The 17,993-nt window shown below is 46.5% G+C and carries 17 protein-coding genes; 9 read left to right on the forward strand and 8 right to left on the reverse strand.

What is annotated here, in order from left to right; all coding sequences use genetic code 11:
- Positions 1-90: 90 nt before the first annotated feature.
- Both ACF8CV_RS04635 and ACF8CV_RS04640 read left to right on the forward strand, forming a co-directional pair.
- A complete protein-coding gene (locus tag ACF8CV_RS04635; RefSeq protein WP_138937338.1) occupies positions 91-1,869 on the forward strand; it encodes a S8 family peptidase in 1,779 nt (592 codons plus the stop codon).
- Between the two features lie 12 nt (positions 1,870-1,881).
- A complete protein-coding gene (locus tag ACF8CV_RS04640; RefSeq protein WP_005463738.1) occupies positions 1,882-2,337 on the forward strand; it encodes a hypothetical protein in 456 nt (151 codons plus the stop codon).
- Between the two features lie 116 nt (positions 2,338-2,453).
- Here the strand turns inward: ACF8CV_RS04640 and ACF8CV_RS04645 are convergent, their stop codons facing one another.
- From ACF8CV_RS04645 to ACF8CV_RS04660, 4 genes are all read right to left on the reverse strand, one after another.
- A complete protein-coding gene (locus ACF8CV_RS04645) occupies positions 2,454-3,743 on the reverse strand; it encodes an alkaline phosphatase (protein ID WP_005463736.1) in 1,290 nt (429 codons plus the stop codon).
- A 130-nt stretch (positions 3,744-3,873) separates the two neighbouring features.
- Entirely contained in the window at positions 3,874-4,803 is a 930-nt protein-coding gene (locus ACF8CV_RS04650) for an SRPBCC family protein (protein ID WP_025586982.1), read from the reverse strand.
- 140 nt (positions 4,804-4,943) lie between these two features.
- Positions 4,944-6,185, reverse strand: coding sequence for a HAMP domain-containing sensor histidine kinase (locus tag ACF8CV_RS04655; protein ID WP_005463732.1), 1,242 nt, complete (start codon positions 6,183-6,185; stop codon positions 4,944-4,946).
- A complete protein-coding gene (locus tag ACF8CV_RS04660; RefSeq protein ID WP_029854696.1) occupies positions 6,157-6,825 on the reverse strand; it encodes a response regulator transcription factor in 669 nt (222 codons plus the stop codon). The genes ACF8CV_RS04655 and ACF8CV_RS04660 overlap by 29 nt, the downstream gene beginning before the upstream one ends.
- A 90-nt stretch (positions 6,826-6,915) precedes the next feature.
- On the opposite strand from ACF8CV_RS04660, the gene ACF8CV_RS04665 reads away from it, so the two are divergent.
- Both ACF8CV_RS04665 and ACF8CV_RS04670 read left to right on the forward strand, forming a co-directional pair.
- Positions 6,916-8,109: a DUF5666 domain-containing protein gene (locus ACF8CV_RS04665; protein WP_138937339.1), complete on the forward strand. Its 1,194-nt coding sequence runs from the start codon at positions 6,916-6,918 to the stop codon at positions 8,107-8,109.
- 158 nt (positions 8,110-8,267) lie between these two features.
- Positions 8,268-8,564: a hypothetical protein gene (locus tag ACF8CV_RS04670; protein WP_015313339.1), complete on the forward strand. Its 297-nt coding sequence runs from the start codon at positions 8,268-8,270 to the stop codon at positions 8,562-8,564.
- 95 nt (positions 8,565-8,659) lie between these two features.
- On the opposite strand, the gene ACF8CV_RS04675 is transcribed toward ACF8CV_RS04670, so the two are convergent.
- A complete protein-coding gene (locus ACF8CV_RS04675) occupies positions 8,660-9,703 on the reverse strand; it encodes a hypothetical protein (protein WP_015313098.1) in 1,044 nt (347 codons plus the stop codon).
- 379 nt (positions 9,704-10,082) lie between these two features.
- Between ACF8CV_RS04675 and ACF8CV_RS04680 the strand changes: the two genes are divergently transcribed.
- Positions 10,083-10,544 carry a hypothetical protein gene (locus ACF8CV_RS04680; protein ID WP_138937340.1) on the forward strand — a complete coding sequence of 154 codons (462 nt, stop codon included), beginning with the start codon at positions 10,083-10,085 and terminating at the stop codon, positions 10,542-10,544.
- Between the two features lie 90 nt (positions 10,545-10,634).
- Positions 10,635-11,108: a copper chaperone PCu(A)C gene (locus tag ACF8CV_RS04685; protein WP_138937341.1), complete on the forward strand. Its 474-nt coding sequence runs from the start codon at positions 10,635-10,637 to the stop codon at positions 11,106-11,108.
- 106 nt (positions 11,109-11,214) lie between these two features.
- Here the strand turns inward: ACF8CV_RS04685 and yegD are convergent, their stop codons facing one another.
- The 3 genes from yegD to ACF8CV_RS04700 all read right to left on the reverse strand — a co-directional run bounded on the left by yegD (position 11,215) and on the right by ACF8CV_RS04700 (position 13,937).
- Entirely contained in the window at positions 11,215-12,567 is a 1,353-nt protein-coding gene (yegD, locus tag ACF8CV_RS04690) for a molecular chaperone (RefSeq protein ID WP_017448115.1), read from the reverse strand.
- Between the two features lie 85 nt (positions 12,568-12,652).
- On the reverse strand, positions 12,653-13,279 hold the full coding sequence (locus ACF8CV_RS04695; protein WP_005483333.1) for a hypothetical protein: 627 nt from the start codon (positions 13,277-13,279) through the stop codon (positions 12,653-12,655).
- A 337-nt stretch (positions 13,280-13,616) separates the two neighbouring features.
- Positions 13,617-13,937: a DOPA 4,5-dioxygenase family protein gene (locus ACF8CV_RS04700; protein WP_005455725.1), complete on the reverse strand. Its 321-nt coding sequence runs from the start codon at positions 13,935-13,937 to the stop codon at positions 13,617-13,619.
- Between the two features lie 685 nt (positions 13,938-14,622).
- On the opposite strand from ACF8CV_RS04700, the gene pdhA reads away from it, so the two are divergent.
- From pdhA to ACF8CV_RS04715, 3 genes are read left to right on the forward strand one after another with little or no spacing between them, the layout of a single operon-like run.
- A complete protein-coding gene (gene pdhA, locus ACF8CV_RS04705; RefSeq protein WP_025507202.1) occupies positions 14,623-15,717 on the forward strand; it encodes a pyruvate dehydrogenase (acetyl-transferring) E1 component subunit alpha in 1,095 nt (364 codons plus the stop codon).
- A complete protein-coding gene (locus tag ACF8CV_RS04710) occupies positions 15,710-16,693 on the forward strand; it encodes an alpha-ketoacid dehydrogenase subunit beta (protein WP_005455773.1) in 984 nt (327 codons plus the stop codon). The genes pdhA and ACF8CV_RS04710 overlap by 8 nt, the downstream gene beginning before the upstream one ends.
- On the forward strand, positions 16,690-17,844 hold the full coding sequence (locus ACF8CV_RS04715; protein WP_017448113.1) for a dihydrolipoamide acetyltransferase family protein: 1,155 nt from the start codon (positions 16,690-16,692) through the stop codon (positions 17,842-17,844). Before ACF8CV_RS04710 ends, ACF8CV_RS04715 begins: the two co-directional genes overlap by 4 nt.
- The last annotated feature ends 149 nt before the right edge of the window (positions 17,845-17,993 follow it).

Consider the following 17,993-nt stretch of genomic DNA (forward strand, 5'->3'; position numbering starts at 1 on the left):
TCCTCATTCTTTGCCGCTAGTTTTATTCATTCCTGTTTAAAGGAGTATCGAACAGGGACAAAAATTCCAAACAAAGACATGAGGTCACAAATGGAAACACGCTTTAATCGCCTATTTGCCGCTATGTTGGCTGTGGGCCTTACACCTGCCGTCTCGGCGTTTGATCCGCTCTATTCAGAACAATGGCATCTCGACAACACTGGCCAAACTGCATTCGCAGCAAACCCTGCTGTTGCGGGTAATGACTTAAACACCAAACTTACGCAAGCTATGGGCATTGCCGGTATTGGCGTTAAAGTTGCGGTCATTGATTCTGGTGTGCAGATCGATCACCCAGACCTTGCAGGTAACGTAGTCATAGGTAGCAGAAACTTCGTTGAAGACTCTTTATTCCCATCCAGTTATCCCGTAGACACCAACGGCCACGGTACTGCCGTTGCTGGTTTGATTAGTGCGGTAGGTAACAATGGTGAAGGTGGTCGCGGCGTTGCTTCTCGCTCTTCGCTTGTTGGTTTTAACTGGCTTGCAAACCAAACATTAGAAGGTTGGTTGATTTCTCACGGTATGGACCCAGCGACGCGAGATGTACGCGTATTTAACCAAAGTTATGGCTTTAGTCCGATCAACCCAATCGCGTTTGATGAGAATGACCCAGAGTTCAAGCTTGAAATGGATGTCATGCAGAACGTCAGCGAAACGAACGCTTGGGGCCGCGGTGCACTGTTTGTCAAGTCTGCGGGGAATGGTTACCGCTATTTCAACACTGGACGATTCTTCGTTCTTCCTAGCGATTTCTTCGCGGGAGGAGGAAACCAAGGTTTACCGATGCACAACTCGGCGCAATCTTACGACAACTCTAGCTACTTCAACCTTGTCACCAGCGCGCTACGCGCAGATGGCACCCGAGCAAGTTACTCTTCTGTTGGCGCTAACGTGTGGGTTGCCGCGCCAGCAGGAGAATACGGGCAAGACTTCCCTGCGATGGTCACAACTGACCTGATGGGATGTGAAGAAGGACAAAACACCAGTGACGGCCTTGGTATTAATGGTCTACACGGTGGTACGGAGCTTGACCCGAACTGTAATTATACCAGCACCATGAACGGCACATCATCGGCTGCGCCGAACACTTCTGGTGCAATCGCCGCTATCATGTCAACCAACCACGCTTTATCTGCCCGTGATGTTCGTGCGTTGCTGGCAGAAACCGCACGCGTTACCGATGCCGAGCATCCGGGTGTTCAACTTGAATTTACCAATAATAAAGGTGAGTTGGTGAGCTACGAAGCGATCTCACCTTGGCAGAAAAACGCGGCTGGCGTGAACTTCCATACCTTCTATGGTTTTGGTGCCGTTGATTTGGATGAAGCGATGAAACGCGCTCGCATGACAAATAATGTTCTGCCAGCGCAAAACATCACACCGTGGGCAAACAATGCAACAGAAGTCAGTGTGCCAGATGCAAGCCTTGCTGGTGGTTCGTCAAACATCGCAATTACTGACGACATTACCGTTGAGTCTGTACAGGTGCAGCTGACGCTAGAGCACTCGCGTCTACCTGATTTGGCAATCGAGCTTGTTTCCCCATCAGGCACTCGCACCGTATTGCAAACACCACGTAACGGCCTTGTTGGTCAGTCTCTTGATCCAAACATTACGGGTTACGAAAACCAACTGATGTTGTCTAACCAATTCTACGGCGAGAATGCCAAGGGAGAATGGACACTGAGAGCTATCGATACAAACGGTGATGAAGTCTTCTCATTTATCGCTTACTTCAACTCATCCGCTATCTATGATGTACCGATGGCGAACAACGCAAAACCAGGAGTTATCAAAAACTGGTCTATGCGTATCTTTGGCCACTAAGGAGTCAATCACATGAAATATCAGACATTTTCTATTTTGGCTCTTTCACTAATAGCCAACGCAGCCTATGCCGAAACGCAGTTGTCGCAACAACCAAATCCCGAGTTATTTGTTCCTTCTGATGCCGTTGAGGTGAATGGTGAAGCGTATCGTAAAGTGCAAACGAACACAGTGAGCAATCTCTCTGAAGCGGTTAAACTGCAAGCCGGTGACGAGGTGTTTAAGAACGCGTTTGGCAATGTGTCTAAAGCGACGGGACTTATCTACATCACTGTAAACAACGCCGCTGATGCCAAAGCAGTAGCAAAAGAGTTAAAGCTAGACGTTGTGTTTGCAGATGGTGAATCTGCGGTGCTAAAAGCTTCTGAAGGACAAGACTTGCTTAGCATCAGCGATTACTTGAATGCTGACAGTCGCGTCAAAGCGTCTAAAATTGAACTAAACAGCGGTAAATACCGTGCACAATAATTCTCTAGCAAGAGAAGTTGGCTTCTAAAACAATGCCTCAGCAATTGCTGAGGCATTTTCTTTGTTCTTTCGTTTACAGAGCAACTTCTAACTTATCTTCGGCTAAAAAACGTCTCTTATTGAAGATAACCAATCAACTTGTTTGCGATATCGGTATTGTTCTGAGAGCCAACGAATGCTTGTGACCCCTTACCATAAGCAAACACCTGAACATCCACCGCGGTATGCCCTTTTGTCGTCCAACCTGTAAGGCTTTGATCGTTGATGATTGACTTTACGGCTTGATAAAGCGCTTTCGCGGGCTCTTCACTCTTCTTCGCGTCAATGAGGAGCGCAAATTGCACATCTGACAGCGCCCAATCTACTGATTCTGACCACACTTGTTTGATGTCTGAACCCTTTGCAAGTGACGTTGCTAATGGCCACGCCGTTTGATGCACGCCTTTGATCACATCCGTTTTCCAGTCGTATTCTCCATTTGCACCGATAGTTAAACCTCCCGTGGAGTGATCGGCGGTGACAACGAGCAAAGTGTCAGGATGAGCATCAACATACGCCTTGGCTAAAGCAATCGACTTAGCAAAATCATCCATTTCTGCCATCGCGCATGCTATGTCATTCGCATGACCGCACCAGTCGATTTGGCTTCCTTCGATCATAACGAAAAAGCCATGCTCTGAGCGCGACAATAACGACAGCGCCTTGTTCGTCATATTCTCCAGTCGGTTGGGATTGTCATCCAAAGCAAACGGAAATGCTTTGTCGGCAAACAACCCAATCGCAGGCAATGTTTGCAACGAAGGCAAGGTATCAAAATCCGTTAGGTAGTGATAACCCTGCATTTTAAATTCTTCAATCAGATTTCTGTCTTCACGCTCAAAATATCGAACACCACCACCAAGTAACAGATCGACGGGCAGCTTTCCATTTACTTTGTTATCCAAGTAGTCGTCTGCTATCTGATCATAATTACGACGAGATTCGTTGTGTGCGGCAAAGCTTGCGGGCGTCGCGTGGTTAATTTGCGAAGTCGCCACTAGAGCGGTTGTCATGCCCTGCTCTTTCGCTACTTCCAACATCGTTTTAACTGGCTTTTTATGGGTATCGACAGCGACGGCGCCATTGTAACTCTTTATGCCACTGCTTAAGGCCGTCGCGCCTGCTGCACTGTCAGTGACATAAGTATCATCATCGGGATAGGTGTGAGCCATGCCAACCAGTATCGAGTCAAAGACTGTAGGCTCAATCTGTTTAGTCTCTGGGCTATCTTGATAATAACGGTAGGCGGTTGTGTAGGCAGGGCCCATTCCATCACCGATCATATAAATAATATTTTTCGGTGCTTCATTGGCGTGAACAAGCCCAGCCAGTAAACTGGCCGCAAGTAAAGAGTATCTGATTGTCATATTTCATCCAGAAAAAGTGACTGCGAATATAAGCCGTCACTTTAATTACTGTTTTGCTTACAAGTATTCATCAATACTATCATTCAGTTAGGATGAAACCGCGTGTTACATCATGGTTTTGCAACCCAAATCATTTCTTAAATAGGATCACTTCTGTACGTAGGCCGGCTTTAGGTGTCTCATTCGGGTTATTCAAGTAGCGCTCAATCCCCAAAGGCTTGCTCTTCACTTTTATGCCGTTTTGGCGTGTCAAATTCATCCCTAACGACCACGCATTGCCCAAAAACTGGTAGTCACCTTTGTGCTCAATCACAAAAGTTTCACACGCTGGAATCGTGCCAAACACAAAACCATTTGGTACCTCTACCATTTCATTCACGGGCAAGCAGGTTACAAATTCAAAATGACCGAGCTTCATGTCCATTGAAAGGTAATAGCAGAACAGTTCGCCGCTGACGGGCAGACTTTCTTTCTGCATCAGTTCGTACAGTCTTTGAGTTTGCTTTTTCATGATTGGACCAAGCTCAGGAATTGTCCCTGAACCTTGCAAACCAACGTAATGAATCAAATCTTGATGACGAGTGCCGATTTCGCTCAACTGCGACAATATTTGCCCAGTTTCTAACTGGCTTTTTAGCATCTTGAGTCCACGATCGTAATCCATTTCAACCATGGATTTGAACATCGTTTTCAGAAAAAACAGATACCAAGGAACACGAGACTGCATTTGCCATTCTACGGTACAACCATCTTGTGACGGCGTCACGATGAGCGTTACCTTGCCGTGGCTTTTGATGGGGCGAAAAAAATGTAGCTCCATGTCTAAACGATGTTCTTGTGTGCTTTCCAGAACAACCGCCCCCGTTCCAATTCGTTGCCCATTCCATTGGTAACCAGCACCAACGTGGCCTTGATTGTCACTGTAAGTCAGCTCGCAGCTTGGCTCCAAAATGATCCAAGGAGACCACTCAGGCCAGTTTTTAAAATCCTTTAGATAATCGATGATCTCACTTTGAGATTTGTTGATTTCAATACTTTTGCTGACCTGATAAGCAAGCATAGCCATTCCTTAAGTTTCTGTTTCGCTCTACTTATTCTAAATCAAATCCTAGTTTTTTCTTGTTTCACTGTGAGTTAGAGGTAAAAAGTGAGACAAAAAAGCCAGAACGTTAACTCTGGCTTCATTGGCAAATTGGGACGTTAAGAAACAAACGTCACTTTCGCGCTAAATCGGACGCCATCATCGTTTAATTCAAACGGCCACCCCATCCGTTCACAAATGCGTTGCACTATCACTAAGCCGCAACCATAACCCGCATTATACGTTTCGTTACCGTCATGACGATTGGTGATAATCAGCGTGTTTTGCTGTAGATCGATCTCGATGTCTCCAACGCTGTAACTGAATGCATTTTTGATTAAATTGTTGATGACTATCGTCACGAAGCTTGCTGGCGCATACACTTCGCCGCTATTTTGTTCGTTAAGCTGATAATGCGCATCTTGCTTTGCAAACAACGGAGCAAGCTCTTCCAATTGCTGGTGTAAACAAACTAAAAGCGTTTGATCGCCAAAGTGCTGCGGCTCAATTTTCTCTTTACCTAACAACAAAAACGCCTCGGTCAAAACGCGCATGTCTTCACACGCAGCTTGCATTCGCGCAATCGCTTTTTGTGCCACCCTTGGCTGGTCAGGCACTCGAGATAAAATGTCTGTTGAGCCTGCTATTACCATAATAGGCGTGCGAAGCTCATGAGAGGCAAAACGACTAAACTCTTGTTCGCGGCGGAAATAGCCCGCGATGTCGTTCTTACTGTCTAACAACGTCTGCTCAATATGGCGCGTTTCACTGAACTTCGTTTCCACTTCAAATGCAGGCTGGTCGGGTGGCATCTGGCTGATTTTTGACTCTATTTTAGCGAGCGGTCGAGACAAAATTTTCACCATATAAATGCCGTAACCAAGCATAATCAAGGAAAACAACCCGCCCAATAACAGAGTGAACTGGTGCAATGAGCTTTCGTATTCATCCAGATAATCGTCCGAGTCATCTTGGAAGACGATGTACATCAAGCCTTCGCCAGAAGGATGATCAAACACCACAAAGTGCTTATCCTCTTCGCCCAACAAGTATTCATAAAAGCCTGGAGATTTGAACGCGAGCAACCAACTTGGCGTCGGTGCTTTACTCCAATAGGAGTTAAATTCCAACTTGTTTGGTAACGGGGCCTTCCAACCCTGCTTTTGAAAATTTTCGGTGTAGAGCGCCGCTTCTGTATCGAGCCAGTGATGAAGGCTCAATACCTCAAGTTTGTTTTCTGCGACATAAATCAGTGACCAAAACAGCGTAAACATGACGAACGTCATCACGCCAAAACCCCAGCGAATCTTGCGATAAATACTTGGGTATTCGTTATGCTTTAAGTCGGTAGCCTTGTCCATGAATAGTCTCTAATCGTGATTCTTCAAAACCTTTATCGAGTGCAGTTCTCAAACCATAAATATGACTGCGTAATGCATCACTACTAGGTGGTTCGTCACCCCAAACACTTTCGATCACTTCCGTTCGTGATACTGACGCAGGCGCGTACTTCAAGAGCAACTTTAAGATTTTGGTTTGGATGCGACTTAGCTTGATCTCTTTACCATCGCGCGTGACTTTACCAGTGCGCGCATCTAAACAGATATCAGCGAACGTCAGCGTACCAATGTCTTGGCGTGGACCACGACTAGCTAAAGCATGAATGCGTAAGCTGAGCTCTTGCATCGCAAACGGCTTCATTAAGTAGTCATCCCCACCCGCTTTAAATGCCGCTATTTTGTCATCTAATGTGTCTTTTGCGGTTAGAAAAAGAATGGGCGTTCCGCAAAACTGTTCCTGACGCAGCTTTTGCACGGTACTGATGCCATCGAGTTTTGGCATCATGATGTCCATAATGATCACGTCGTAATGGTTACCTTCCAACAACGCCAGCGCAGCCTCTCCGTGATACGCGCAATCTATCGTCATACCTTCGAGTTCTAGGTAGTCAGCAATGGTCTCGGAAACATTGTGGTTATCATCAACAATTAAAATTTTCATACGACTCACATTTCTTCACGATCTCTTCACGGTATGCCTCATAAGATACCGCCAAATTCCTAAACTAGCTCGTAAATTGAGGTTAATACAATGAAAAAACTGGCTCTTATTTCTGTCGTAGGTTTGGCATTGTCTGGTTGTGGTGGTTCTGGCAGCGACAATAACGACAGCTCATCAACACTCCCAGCAGCAAAACCAAGTGCGGCTATTGGGTCTGTTGAATCTGTAGATGCTCAAGAAAGCACATTAACCGTCAATGGATATACTTACCGCGTTTCAAAGGTGGTTTACGGTACAACTCCATTAGCGTTAGCTGTTGTGCAACCAAATATGATGGTAAAAGTGGATGAAAACATCCAAAAAACAGCAGATGCGAATGCCGTTGTGTCACTAGAACCAACCATCACAGGTCGAGTGACTGCCATTGATTACGCAAAGAAAACCTTCACCGTAAATGGTGTAGAACTGCAGTTTGATGGCTTAAGTAACGAGATAGATTTAGGTGAATGGGTGATGGTGTCTTCACTTCCAACTGCTGATGCTGGCTACAAAGTCTTATCTGTGGTGGAAATTGACGTTGACCACTACCCAAGCCTAGGCGACATGTACGAAATTGAAGGCCGAATCGCAAGCATTGATGCAAACCAAAGCACCTTCAAACTGGGCGCAAACATCACCGTGTCTTACCACAGTGTTGACCAACTAAAAGTAGGTCAATGGGTAGAAGCGGAAGGCAAAATGGAAGGGGGTACTTTTGTCGCCTCTGACGTCGAAATAGAAGGCTATGACAACCTAGAAAACGACAGCGATGTGGAAGGCATCGTCACTTGGGTTGCGAACGATTACAGCGAGTTTTCACTAAACTACCGCGGTGCGTTCTTTGTTGATAACGCAACTCGATTCGAAGACGGTAGCAAAATGAGTTTAAAACAAGGCCAAGAAGTCGACGTTTCTTCTGTCTTGAGAAATGGCAAACGCATTGCCACCGTCGTTGAGTTTGAAGCGCCAGATTTTGATGACAACCATCAATGGCAAGGCAAAGAGTTTGAATGCGAAGGTTATGTGTCAAATTATGATGCGAATGCAAGAACATTTGAAATCGAACGTTGTGAGAATGATGCTGATCAACGGCTAAATAACAAATTAGTGGTTATCGATGCGCAAACTCAATTCCAAGGCATTGAAGAACTGAACTTGAATGGTGCTCGTGTCGAAGTCGATGGTGTGATCATCAATAATCAAAACGTCGCTCGCGAAATCGAGCGAGAAGGCTACGACGACTAAACTAGGTCAGCCACCACGTTTAAACAAAGCCCAATAAAAGTGTCACTTCGGTGGCACTTTTTCTTACTTTGCATCCCTAGCTTAAACCAGCAAATTCTCAGCCAAACTCTTTTCCCTCAATTACACTTTACCTATGTTTCACAACATCGGTGACTACCATGAAAAAACGTAACCTCGCTCTGCTTATCTTGCTTTTTGGTTCAACCACCAGCATAGCTAGCGTGATGGATCCCGACTGCGATGCAGAAAAAGCAGCCAAAGCCGCAGCAACAAAAGCCGTGGTTGGTGTTGGCGGTCGCTGTACGCCTAAAGAAGCACTGAAAGATACCGCAGTTGACGCAGGAAAAGACAAACTGCCGGATGAAGGGATGGCAGGCAAAGCCGTTGATGCAATGACACCAGAAAAAGAAAAGAAAACGGTGAAAGACGTGACCAAAAAGTTCAATAAAGATTAAGGCTTAAGCGATTAAGTTTAAGCGTGGAAGATAAATTGCAGAAACAGAAAAGAGCGTCCATCGACGCTCTTTAATAGTTTACTGAGTCTAGACCATTAAGCGGCTTCAGCTTGACCAATCCAATGGTAATGGTGGTTGGCTTTTTTACCCACCAGCCCAAGCTCTGCCAGCTCTTCGAAGACTTTGTCTACCTCTTCCGCAGAAAGTCTAAATTGCTTCGCTACCGCCTTTTTCGTACACGTAATTTGATGAGTTTTAAGGGCATCGCTCACCTGTTCTAGTAGTGTTTTTGGCTCTTCCGGTTCTTCAACTTTTTGCTCAATGGCAGGTTCATCTTCATCCTTAATGTGTGGAAGATAACCCGCTGGTTCTGGTTCAATATCGCGAATTGATGCCACAGTCATGCCTGCGTAGCGACGGTAATAATGACGGAAACGTTGTTCTTCACCAATCAAACCAACAAAAAACGCCGCAAAGAAATCGAGCAGGATGGATAAGAACACCACCAGCCATAACTGAGCTTGTTGCGATGTCGTACCGAACGCATTTGCAAGGCTATCGATCAGACCGATGACCGAGCCTTGTGTCACCGGAGGCAAGCTGTCTCGCTCCATCGCCAATCTCTGCTGCTCTTCGCGCAGGGTTTTGTTTTGCTCTTGAATTCGCGTCACCCCCGTTGCGATGCGCTCCATCTCGATGTACTTCTGCGCCGCGATGTTGTTCAGCTCGATCTGTTTATCGATAGACGCAATCTGGCGGTTAAACGCTTCGATTTTTGCTTGCTCGACAGAAATATGGCTTTGTGCGCTGTTAGTCGCGCTGTTGATGCCGCCGATACTACCGCCAATAGAGATAGCGGCAAGCACAGAGTAAAACACCAAGGCCGTAATTGCCCCACCGTAATTTCTGTGGGCGCGACGCTCGCCGTATTCATACCACGCATAAAATTTGCCAGCTTCAAAGATGATGGCCAAACCACCAAACAGCGCCTGCATCATTGGGTTGTCGTCAATTGATAAAAATAGCAATAGAGAAAAAATCGTCGACGCTAAAATAGCGGCGCCTGTGAATGTATAAACACTCACCATCGCGAATCGACCTTTAGGGTATCGAAATTCGATCTGTTGTTCGTATTTCATTGGAGAAATTTCTTAAGATGACGCCTCTCTTGCCACAGCAAGAAACGCTCAGGAATACACAAAGGAGCGAGAGAATACCGTATCCTTTATTAAATTACTGTCATAATTCCGTTAACGTAAAACAAGTGCAGAATCAGTGTTCAGTTTGATCTTTTATCTCTCAAATTTTGCACACTAACTCGCCAGTCAATTTTCGCTATCGCCCGTCGTTCATGGCCTTGGGTTCACGACTCACCTGGTTTTTCCTTTTGCACATTTTCGCGCGGTGGGTAATGCACACAAATAAAATACACTTGCATCACTTTTTGAAAATATTGCAGTTACATTTTTAGGGTTATTTGTTAGTATCCTGCGCCGAATCAGCCAGATATCAAATCGTATGGAAACCACTCAAATACAACCTAAGAAACAACGAGTCGCCGCTATTGCGGTTATTTTCGCGGTACTGTTTCAGCTGTATTTGGCCTCCACTGCGGCGCTCAATCCCACGCAAGTGCGCAATAAAAGCTGGCTTAACAAAGTTCAGAATGAAAAGGTGTTGCTCTGTACCGCTGAAGGTTTTAAGTGGGTCGACATCAATACACTCATCGCTGTAAACGCTCAACCGTCTTCCGAATTTATTGATAACTTGAAGCTACACGACGGTTTCCAGTTTGAATGTCCACTGCTGCAAGCCGTGCAATTTTTCTTGCTTGTCGCGGTTGGGCTTTATCTTGCTACCATTCAGTGGTTACGCCGCGTTAAACACGCGCTCACGCCCTACCATTTTGCTCAATGCGGCAGATTGGTTTACCAGCATATCGCACCAAAGCAATCCCCTCCTTGTGTTTTTCCTGCCTAATGGTTCTTTAAGAACTCAGGCTCACAATAATAACAATTATCCCATTAAGCATTTGCTCGGGAAGTCATTCTATTTAAAAGGAAAATACACATGCTTAAACAAATGAAAATCGCCACTTTGTCACTTATCGCTCTCATTGCTAGCCCTATGAGCCTTGCTCACGATTACGAAGCCGGAAAAATACACATCGATCATCCTTGGAGTCGTGAAGCGCCATCAAATGCTCCTGTTATTGGCGGATTCTTTCAGCTGACCAACCATGGGGATACGGAAGACGCGTTGATCGCAGCAGAAAGCCCAATCGCTGGCCGCGTGGAGATCCACACTCACGCGAACGAAGACGGAGTAATGAAGATGATTAAAATCGATGAAGTGCGTGTAGCGGCACACGAAACCGTGGTATTTAAGCCAGGCAGCTTCCACTTAATGATCTTCAACCCAACGCAAACATTGCAAGAAGGTGATCGCTTCCCAATGACGCTGACGCTCAAAAACGCAGGCAAAATCGATGTTGAAATGGCGGTGGAAAAGAAAGGTCATATGGAAAAACACATGCACCACTAAGTCCCTTTCATTCCATACAAAAGAGCCCGGTCATACTGCCGGGCTCTTTTATTAGAAAAAGGTTCTATTTAGCGCGTGACATCAGTAACTCGCTCAGAACTAAAGATCACTTAAAGCAAACGTCCGCCCAGCGTGCCAAGCCTGCGGTTACCGAACCAAAATAGTTACCGCTGACGACAGGAATATTTGGCAACACGGTTTGTACCGCGTCACGTAAAATCGGCGAACGAGCGGAACCACCAGTCATAAAGATCGCATCCGGTTTTATGCCTGCTTGCTCAACAGCTTCTGTTACCAGCGCCGTCATCTTGTTCTTTGGTGATTCAATCGCTTCAATCATCTCATCGCGCTGAACGTCCACTTCAATCAGCTCCGACAATAAGTTGATGCCAGTACGGTAAGCCGTTTGATCAGAGAGTGCCACCTTCGCTTCTTCTGCACGGCGGACAATGTTGTAGCCTAATGATTCGTGATAAACCTCAAGCAAGCGCGCTAGTTTTTCTGGCTCTTGCGCCTGTTTCTGCAACAGTTTTAACGCCGCTAAGTTCTCACGTGAGTAAAAGTCGTTTTGCGCTTCAACGTTATTGATAGCAATCGGATTCCAAAACTGAGTCGTCGGCATCACAATGCCCGATTCCATCTTGCTTTCCATTCCAAACGGGAACATCAACTGTTTGAAAGCCAACGCGATATCCAGATCGTTACCGCCGACACGCTGACCACTGTGAGCCAACAAACTTGCCGTTCTGTCTGCTTTTCCTCGCCAAGATGGCCCCATCTGAATCAAAGAACAGTCGGTTGTACCACCACCGATATCCACCACCAAAATCAGTTTGTCTTCGCTAAGCGTCGCTTCGTATTCTAAACCAGCGGCTACTGGCTCAAACTGAAATTCGATATTTTGAAAACCGGCACGTTTGGCAGCGCGAAGTAGAATATTTTCCGCTTGAATGTTCGCCGTTTCTCCACCACGACCATGAAAGTTGATTGGGCGACCAATCACCGCATCCGTAATGCTTTGCTGAGCATGGTTTTCTGCCTGAGCTTTGATGTTGTCCATCATGGCGCAAACCAGATCTTCAAAGAAGCTCAGCTGAACATCACGCAAGCCAGATGCACCAAGAAACGACTTTGGCGACTTCACGTAATAGATATCGCGTGGATCTTCTAAATAGCGGTTCAACGCTGCCTGCCCAAACGCGATGTCTTCTGGCTCCAGCTCGATGCTCTCTTCTCGGTTCAAGTTGATTGCGCGACGCAGTACCTGCTCTCCAACTTGATCAAACGGTTTGATGTCACGGTGACGAAACAAATGCTCAGACACAGACTCACGAGTCGGAGCTGCAAGGGTGGAAGGAATGAACGGGCTATCCCCTTCAAGATTTAGCAAAACAGGCTCGCCTGATTCCATTTTTGCCACTGAACAGTTTGCAGTGCCATAGTCAAAGCCAATATACATGAGTCCTCCCACTGACGAAAAAAAGGTCGGCAATGCTAACTCAATGGCACATGAATTACTACTCAAACGGTAGAGCGATTCACGCTTATTCGCTTTCGGACGTTTCTTTTTTCATGGCAGGTAACACGACGGCTAACAATAACGCTAATAAAAGAAAAGCAGGCGTGAGTTTCAATCCTTGCCAAATTGAGTACGTGTCGTGAAACAGCCAAAAAATTCCTATCGTTAACAAGTAAGCAAAATAGCTGCTGAACACTAAACTCATGGCGACAAAACGCGTGCGATTAATGATGAGGATTCGCACTAAATATTGGCTAAGTAAACTCGCACAATGCATCGCCAGTTGCCAGTTAATGATAAAAAAAGCCAGAGAAACAAACCCAGCTACCAGCATGGCGTCGTGCGTACTAACAATAAAGTAGCTGCCGAAACGGCTCATCATAACAGGATAATTGCCTTCGTAGACAATGGACCAAGAGATCGCATTCGCCACTGCAATATAATTGGCAAAATAGGCAATAGCATAGAAAGTCGTGCGGGAACTAAAAGGTTGAAATACGTCCGCACAATAGCCGCGCCATTCTTCTTGATTAGCGGTGGGGCCAACCCAATTGCGTTTGTGGTCTGGGAGTCGCTCGGCAAATGCAGGGCCATTTCGAAACAGTAGCCAGAAAATATACAGCGCCAATGCAATCAACAGTATCGTCAACATACTCCCCCCTTAGAAATGTCTGTGCCACTGCCGTTGCTATTGAGGTCGTAAACTGCACTTCCCTAATTGTCATCGTCATCGCTAACGTCACACATCGTTTAACGCGTACTTAAGCCTTTCTAAGCAATTAGAATTGCGATGATTTTTCTATCTTATATGTTTACTCAGCGAGTAATGTTAGTTTTAAAAACGAACACGCTAACGGTTTTAAACGTGCGAAGGCACACCTTTAGGTCTAGCACACTACGGAATGGATTGCAGGGAAGGAAATAGGAAGAGAGGGAACGCGCCCAAATGATATCGACGTCATACGTCTATACCATTTGGGCAAAAATCGTTAATTTTCTAGCTTTTCTTCGAAAACACCTAGTTCGCGACCTAACCAAATCGCGCTCTCTGTGTGATCACGCAGTTCTCGTTCGCTGACCGGGTGTATAAGCACAGAAAAATCCCCACGAATGGTATCTAACCAAGCCAAAAACTCTTCACTGATCGACTCAAGGTGCATTTCAAACATCGGCATCTTGTGCGGGCCGACTAATCTGTCGACCAATGGATACACGCGCAACACATCTTGACGCTCTTGGCGGATGATCTCATTCAGAGCTTGTGCTTTTTCCAATTGTTGCAAAGGAAAGTAAACGTGAACGTGGTACATAACTTCTCCAATCTGAATTCTAAGTGTTGCACTCCCCCGTCGTTCAAAGCCTGTGTAGCCATCTAAACACTGAACCACACTAGGTTCGAATTAACGCCGCTTAGGCACGTTGGAATCCAAACTTCTTCAATTGACTGCCACCCTACCTTGATTCCGTCTGATTGGGAAGAAGTTATCTTTCTGCAACAAATAAATCTACGACACTCAAATACTTTAGCTTTGTTTGTCAAATTTCACAGCCCAATTTTGTTGCAATTTTGTAACAAATGAAAGTGATTAAATTCAGCTTTTGAAATGAATAATATAAAAAACCAGTATTTTACTCTGCAAAAATGGGGTGTAAGCAAAACTTTACTGATGGGTTAAAGTCAAATTAAAGCACAATTTAACATTTTGTTTACACTTACTGTATCTGGTTATACCAAGATTGAATCAGAGGGTTGGGCCAAGTGAATAGCAGTCAACACGAGGTCTTGCGTTTTAAAACAATGTGTTTTTCAAACAAGCAGCGGTGTGAGAGACCAATCGTTTAAAGGACAAATAGATGCCTCAAACGCTCGATGACATTCGCAACCCTAGGTATGGCCTTTTGCGCTGATATCAAAGACTGAGTACCCATACAGACTTTGGTTTAATAATGAACAGCTGCAGTCCAAAAGACCCGCAGCGTCAAAAGGAGCTTGAGATGAACGTTCAGGCGTTACCCATGCATCGGTTTATCGACCATCATGGGAACCTAGTCGGCCAACTACCCAACTGGGCTGACATTGAAACTTTGGTCGGGTTTTACCGCGACATGGTATTAACTCGCACCTACGATCAGAAAGCCGTTGCGTTGCAACGAACAGGTAAGCTAGGTACCTACCCTTCACACCTTGGCTCAGAAGCCATTGGTATAGCGGTAGGACGGGCATTAAAAACCGATGACGTCTTCGTCCCTTATTATCGCGATATGCCTGCGATGTGGTGTCGTGGCATTGGTATGGAAAAAAATCTTCAATATTGGGGCGGCGATGAGCGCGGCAGTGACTTCGCGCCAGAAGGCAGCCCTATCCCAAGCCGAGACTTGCCATTTTGTGTCCCAATCGCAACACAATGTACACATGCGGTCGGCGTTGCTTCTGCGTTGAAAATTCAAGGCAACCACGAAGCGGCACTGGTCATGTGTGGTGACGGTGGGACATCCAAAGGAGACTTTCTCGAATCCATCAACTGCGCAGGGACATGGAACATTCCGTTGGTTTTTGTGGTGAATAACAACCAGTGGGCGATTTCTGTACCACGCAGTTTGCAATGCGCGGCGGAGTTTCTTTCTGAAAAAGCAAAAGGCGCTGGCATTCCAGGGATTACCGTCGATGGCAACGACGTTGTTGCTATGTATGACGCTACCATGACCGCATTAGAGCGAGCACGAAAAGGCAAAGGGGCGACACTGATCGAAGCGGTAAGTTATCGTCTGAGTGACCACACCACCGCCGACGATGCGACGCGTTATCGTAATGCAGATGACGTGCAAACCGCATGGCAATTCGAGCCCGTGAGCCGACTAAAAACCTTTTTGATCAATCAAGGTGCTTGGAGCGATGAACAAGAGCAACAATGGCAAAGCGACTGCAAGGAACAAGTCGAGCTCGCGGTTGAACGCTACTTAAACTTGCCTCAACAAGCGCCTGAAACCGGATTCGATTACCTCTACGAATCGCTTCCTCAAGAGCTTCACGCTCAACGCGATGAATTGATCAATAAAGCAATGCGAATGCAAGGAGGCAAACATGGCTGAACTTACATTAGTTGAAGCAGTAAACCTCGCTCTGCATCATGAAATGGAACACGATCCAAACGTCGTCGTACTTGGCGAAGACGTGGGTGATAACGGCGGCGTATTCCGCGCAACCGTCGGGCTCAAACAAAAGTATGGACTAAAACGCGTCATCGATACTCCGCTTGCAGAAGCCTTAATCGGCGGCGTTGCAGTGGGCATGGCAACTCAAGGTTTACGCCCTGTTGCAGAATTTCAGTTCCAAGGTTTCGTCTTCCCGGCTATGGAGCACCTAATGTGTCACGCGGCCAGAATGCGTAACCGTACTCGTGGACGCCTCACTTGTCCGGCTGTATTCCGCGCGCCTTTTGGTGGCGGCATTCACGCGCCGGAACACCACTCAGAAAGCATTGAAGCACTGTTTGCACATACCGCAGGCTTTAAAGTGGTGATTCCATCTTCTCCTCAGCGTGCTTACGGTTTGCTGCTTGCTGCCATTCGCAGTAACGATCCAGTGATGTTCTTTGAACCCAAACGCATCTATCGAACCGTTAAATCCGAAGTGATTGATAACGGGGAAGCATTGCCGTTAGACACTTGTTTTACGCTGCGCAAAGGCCGAGATATTACGCTCGTGACATGGGGAGCATGTGTTGTTGAATCTCTCCAAGCTGCGCAAACCCTATCAAGCCAAGGGATCGAAGTCGAAGTCATTGATCTGGCAAGTATTAAGCCGATTGATACCGCGACGATTTTCCGTTCACTAGAGAAAACCGGACGCCTGCTGGTTGTACATGAAGCCAGTAAAACGTGTGGTGTGGGTTCTGAGCTGCTGGCTCGAACCGCCGAGCACGCGATGTGCTTGCTAAAAGCGCCACCTAAACGAGTCACAGGTATGGATACCATTATGCCTTATTACCGTAACGAAGATTATTTCATGGTTCAGGAAGAAGACATTGTGATCGCAGCGCGCGAGCTCGTGGAGGATTGGAAATGAAGACGTTTAACTTACCCGATCTCGGCGAAGGTCTCGCTGAGTCAGAAATTGTAAAATGGCATGTCAATGTGGGCGACATGGTCAAACTAGACCAAGTGATCCTCACTGTTGAGACGGCGAAAGCAACCGTAGACGTTCCTGCTCCGTACGCAGGCAGAATTGTCAGCCGCCATGGTGAAGAAGGCGACGTAATTAATATTGGCGCCCTACTTCTAGAAATCGACGAAAGTGGCGCAGAAAACACTGTCTCTGCGGAAAAACGACAAACCGCCGATGCCGCAACCGTTGTTGGCACCGTATCTCACCAATCTCATAATGTAAATGTTGACGATTTTTGGGTGGGCGGCAGCCACAACAAATCAACAGACAAACTCATCACCGCTTTACCTTCCGCGCGTTTGCTAGCGAAAAAGCTAGGCGTAGATTTGAAAACGATGGTCGGTAGCGGACCAAGCGGTTTGATCGTCGATGCCGATGTTTACGAAGAAGCAGGCAAACAAGTTCCTGGCACTGAAGTGCTCAAAGGAGCGCGACGTACGATGGTCTCGACCATGGCAGAATCGCATCAAAACGTCGCAGCGGTGACCATTACCGAAGAAGCGTTATTGGAAGATTGGTTGCCAAACGAGGACATCAGCATTCGTCTGGTACAAGCTATCGTTTACGCTTGTCAACAAGAGCCAGCTCTCAACGCTTGGTTCGATGCCGAAACCATGACGCGCTGTGTTCATCCTACCGTCAATCTTGGTGTAGCGGTGGATAGCCGTCACGGACTGTATGTCCCCGTGCTTCGCCACGCGGATGAGTATGAACCGCAAGACGTTCGTCGCTGGCTCGATCAAACCGTCAAAGGCATCCGAGACAGAAAGATCAGCCGAGAAGACTTACAACACGCAACCATTACTTTATCCAACTTTGGGGCCATTGGCGGCATTTTCGCAACACCAGTGGTTTCGCCACCGCAAGTCGCGATTGTCGGTGCAGGACGAATTGTGGACCGGGTCGTGATCCGTAACGGTCAAGCCGTGGCCGTAAAAGCAATGCCGCTGTCCATTACCTTTGACCACAGAGCTTGTACCGGCGGTGAAGCCGCGCGCTTTACCAAGGTGCTTGCAGAACATCTGCAAAGGCCAAGTGTAACTAAGTCATAACGACATAAGGCTTCCTAAATGGAAGCCTTTTTTCTGCTTTACGCACTAATTCAAACCCAACAACCGAACAGATACAATCATCACTAATGGTTTGATTTTCATACTCATGTCACTCTTTCATATTCCAAAACCCTGACCACCTCTCATCG

This window comes from Vibrio sp. zbq_1 (assembly GCF_043102935.1).
In the GTDB taxonomy this organism is placed as follows: domain Bacteria; phylum Pseudomonadota; class Gammaproteobacteria; order Enterobacterales; family Vibrionaceae; genus Vibrio; species Vibrio parahaemolyticus.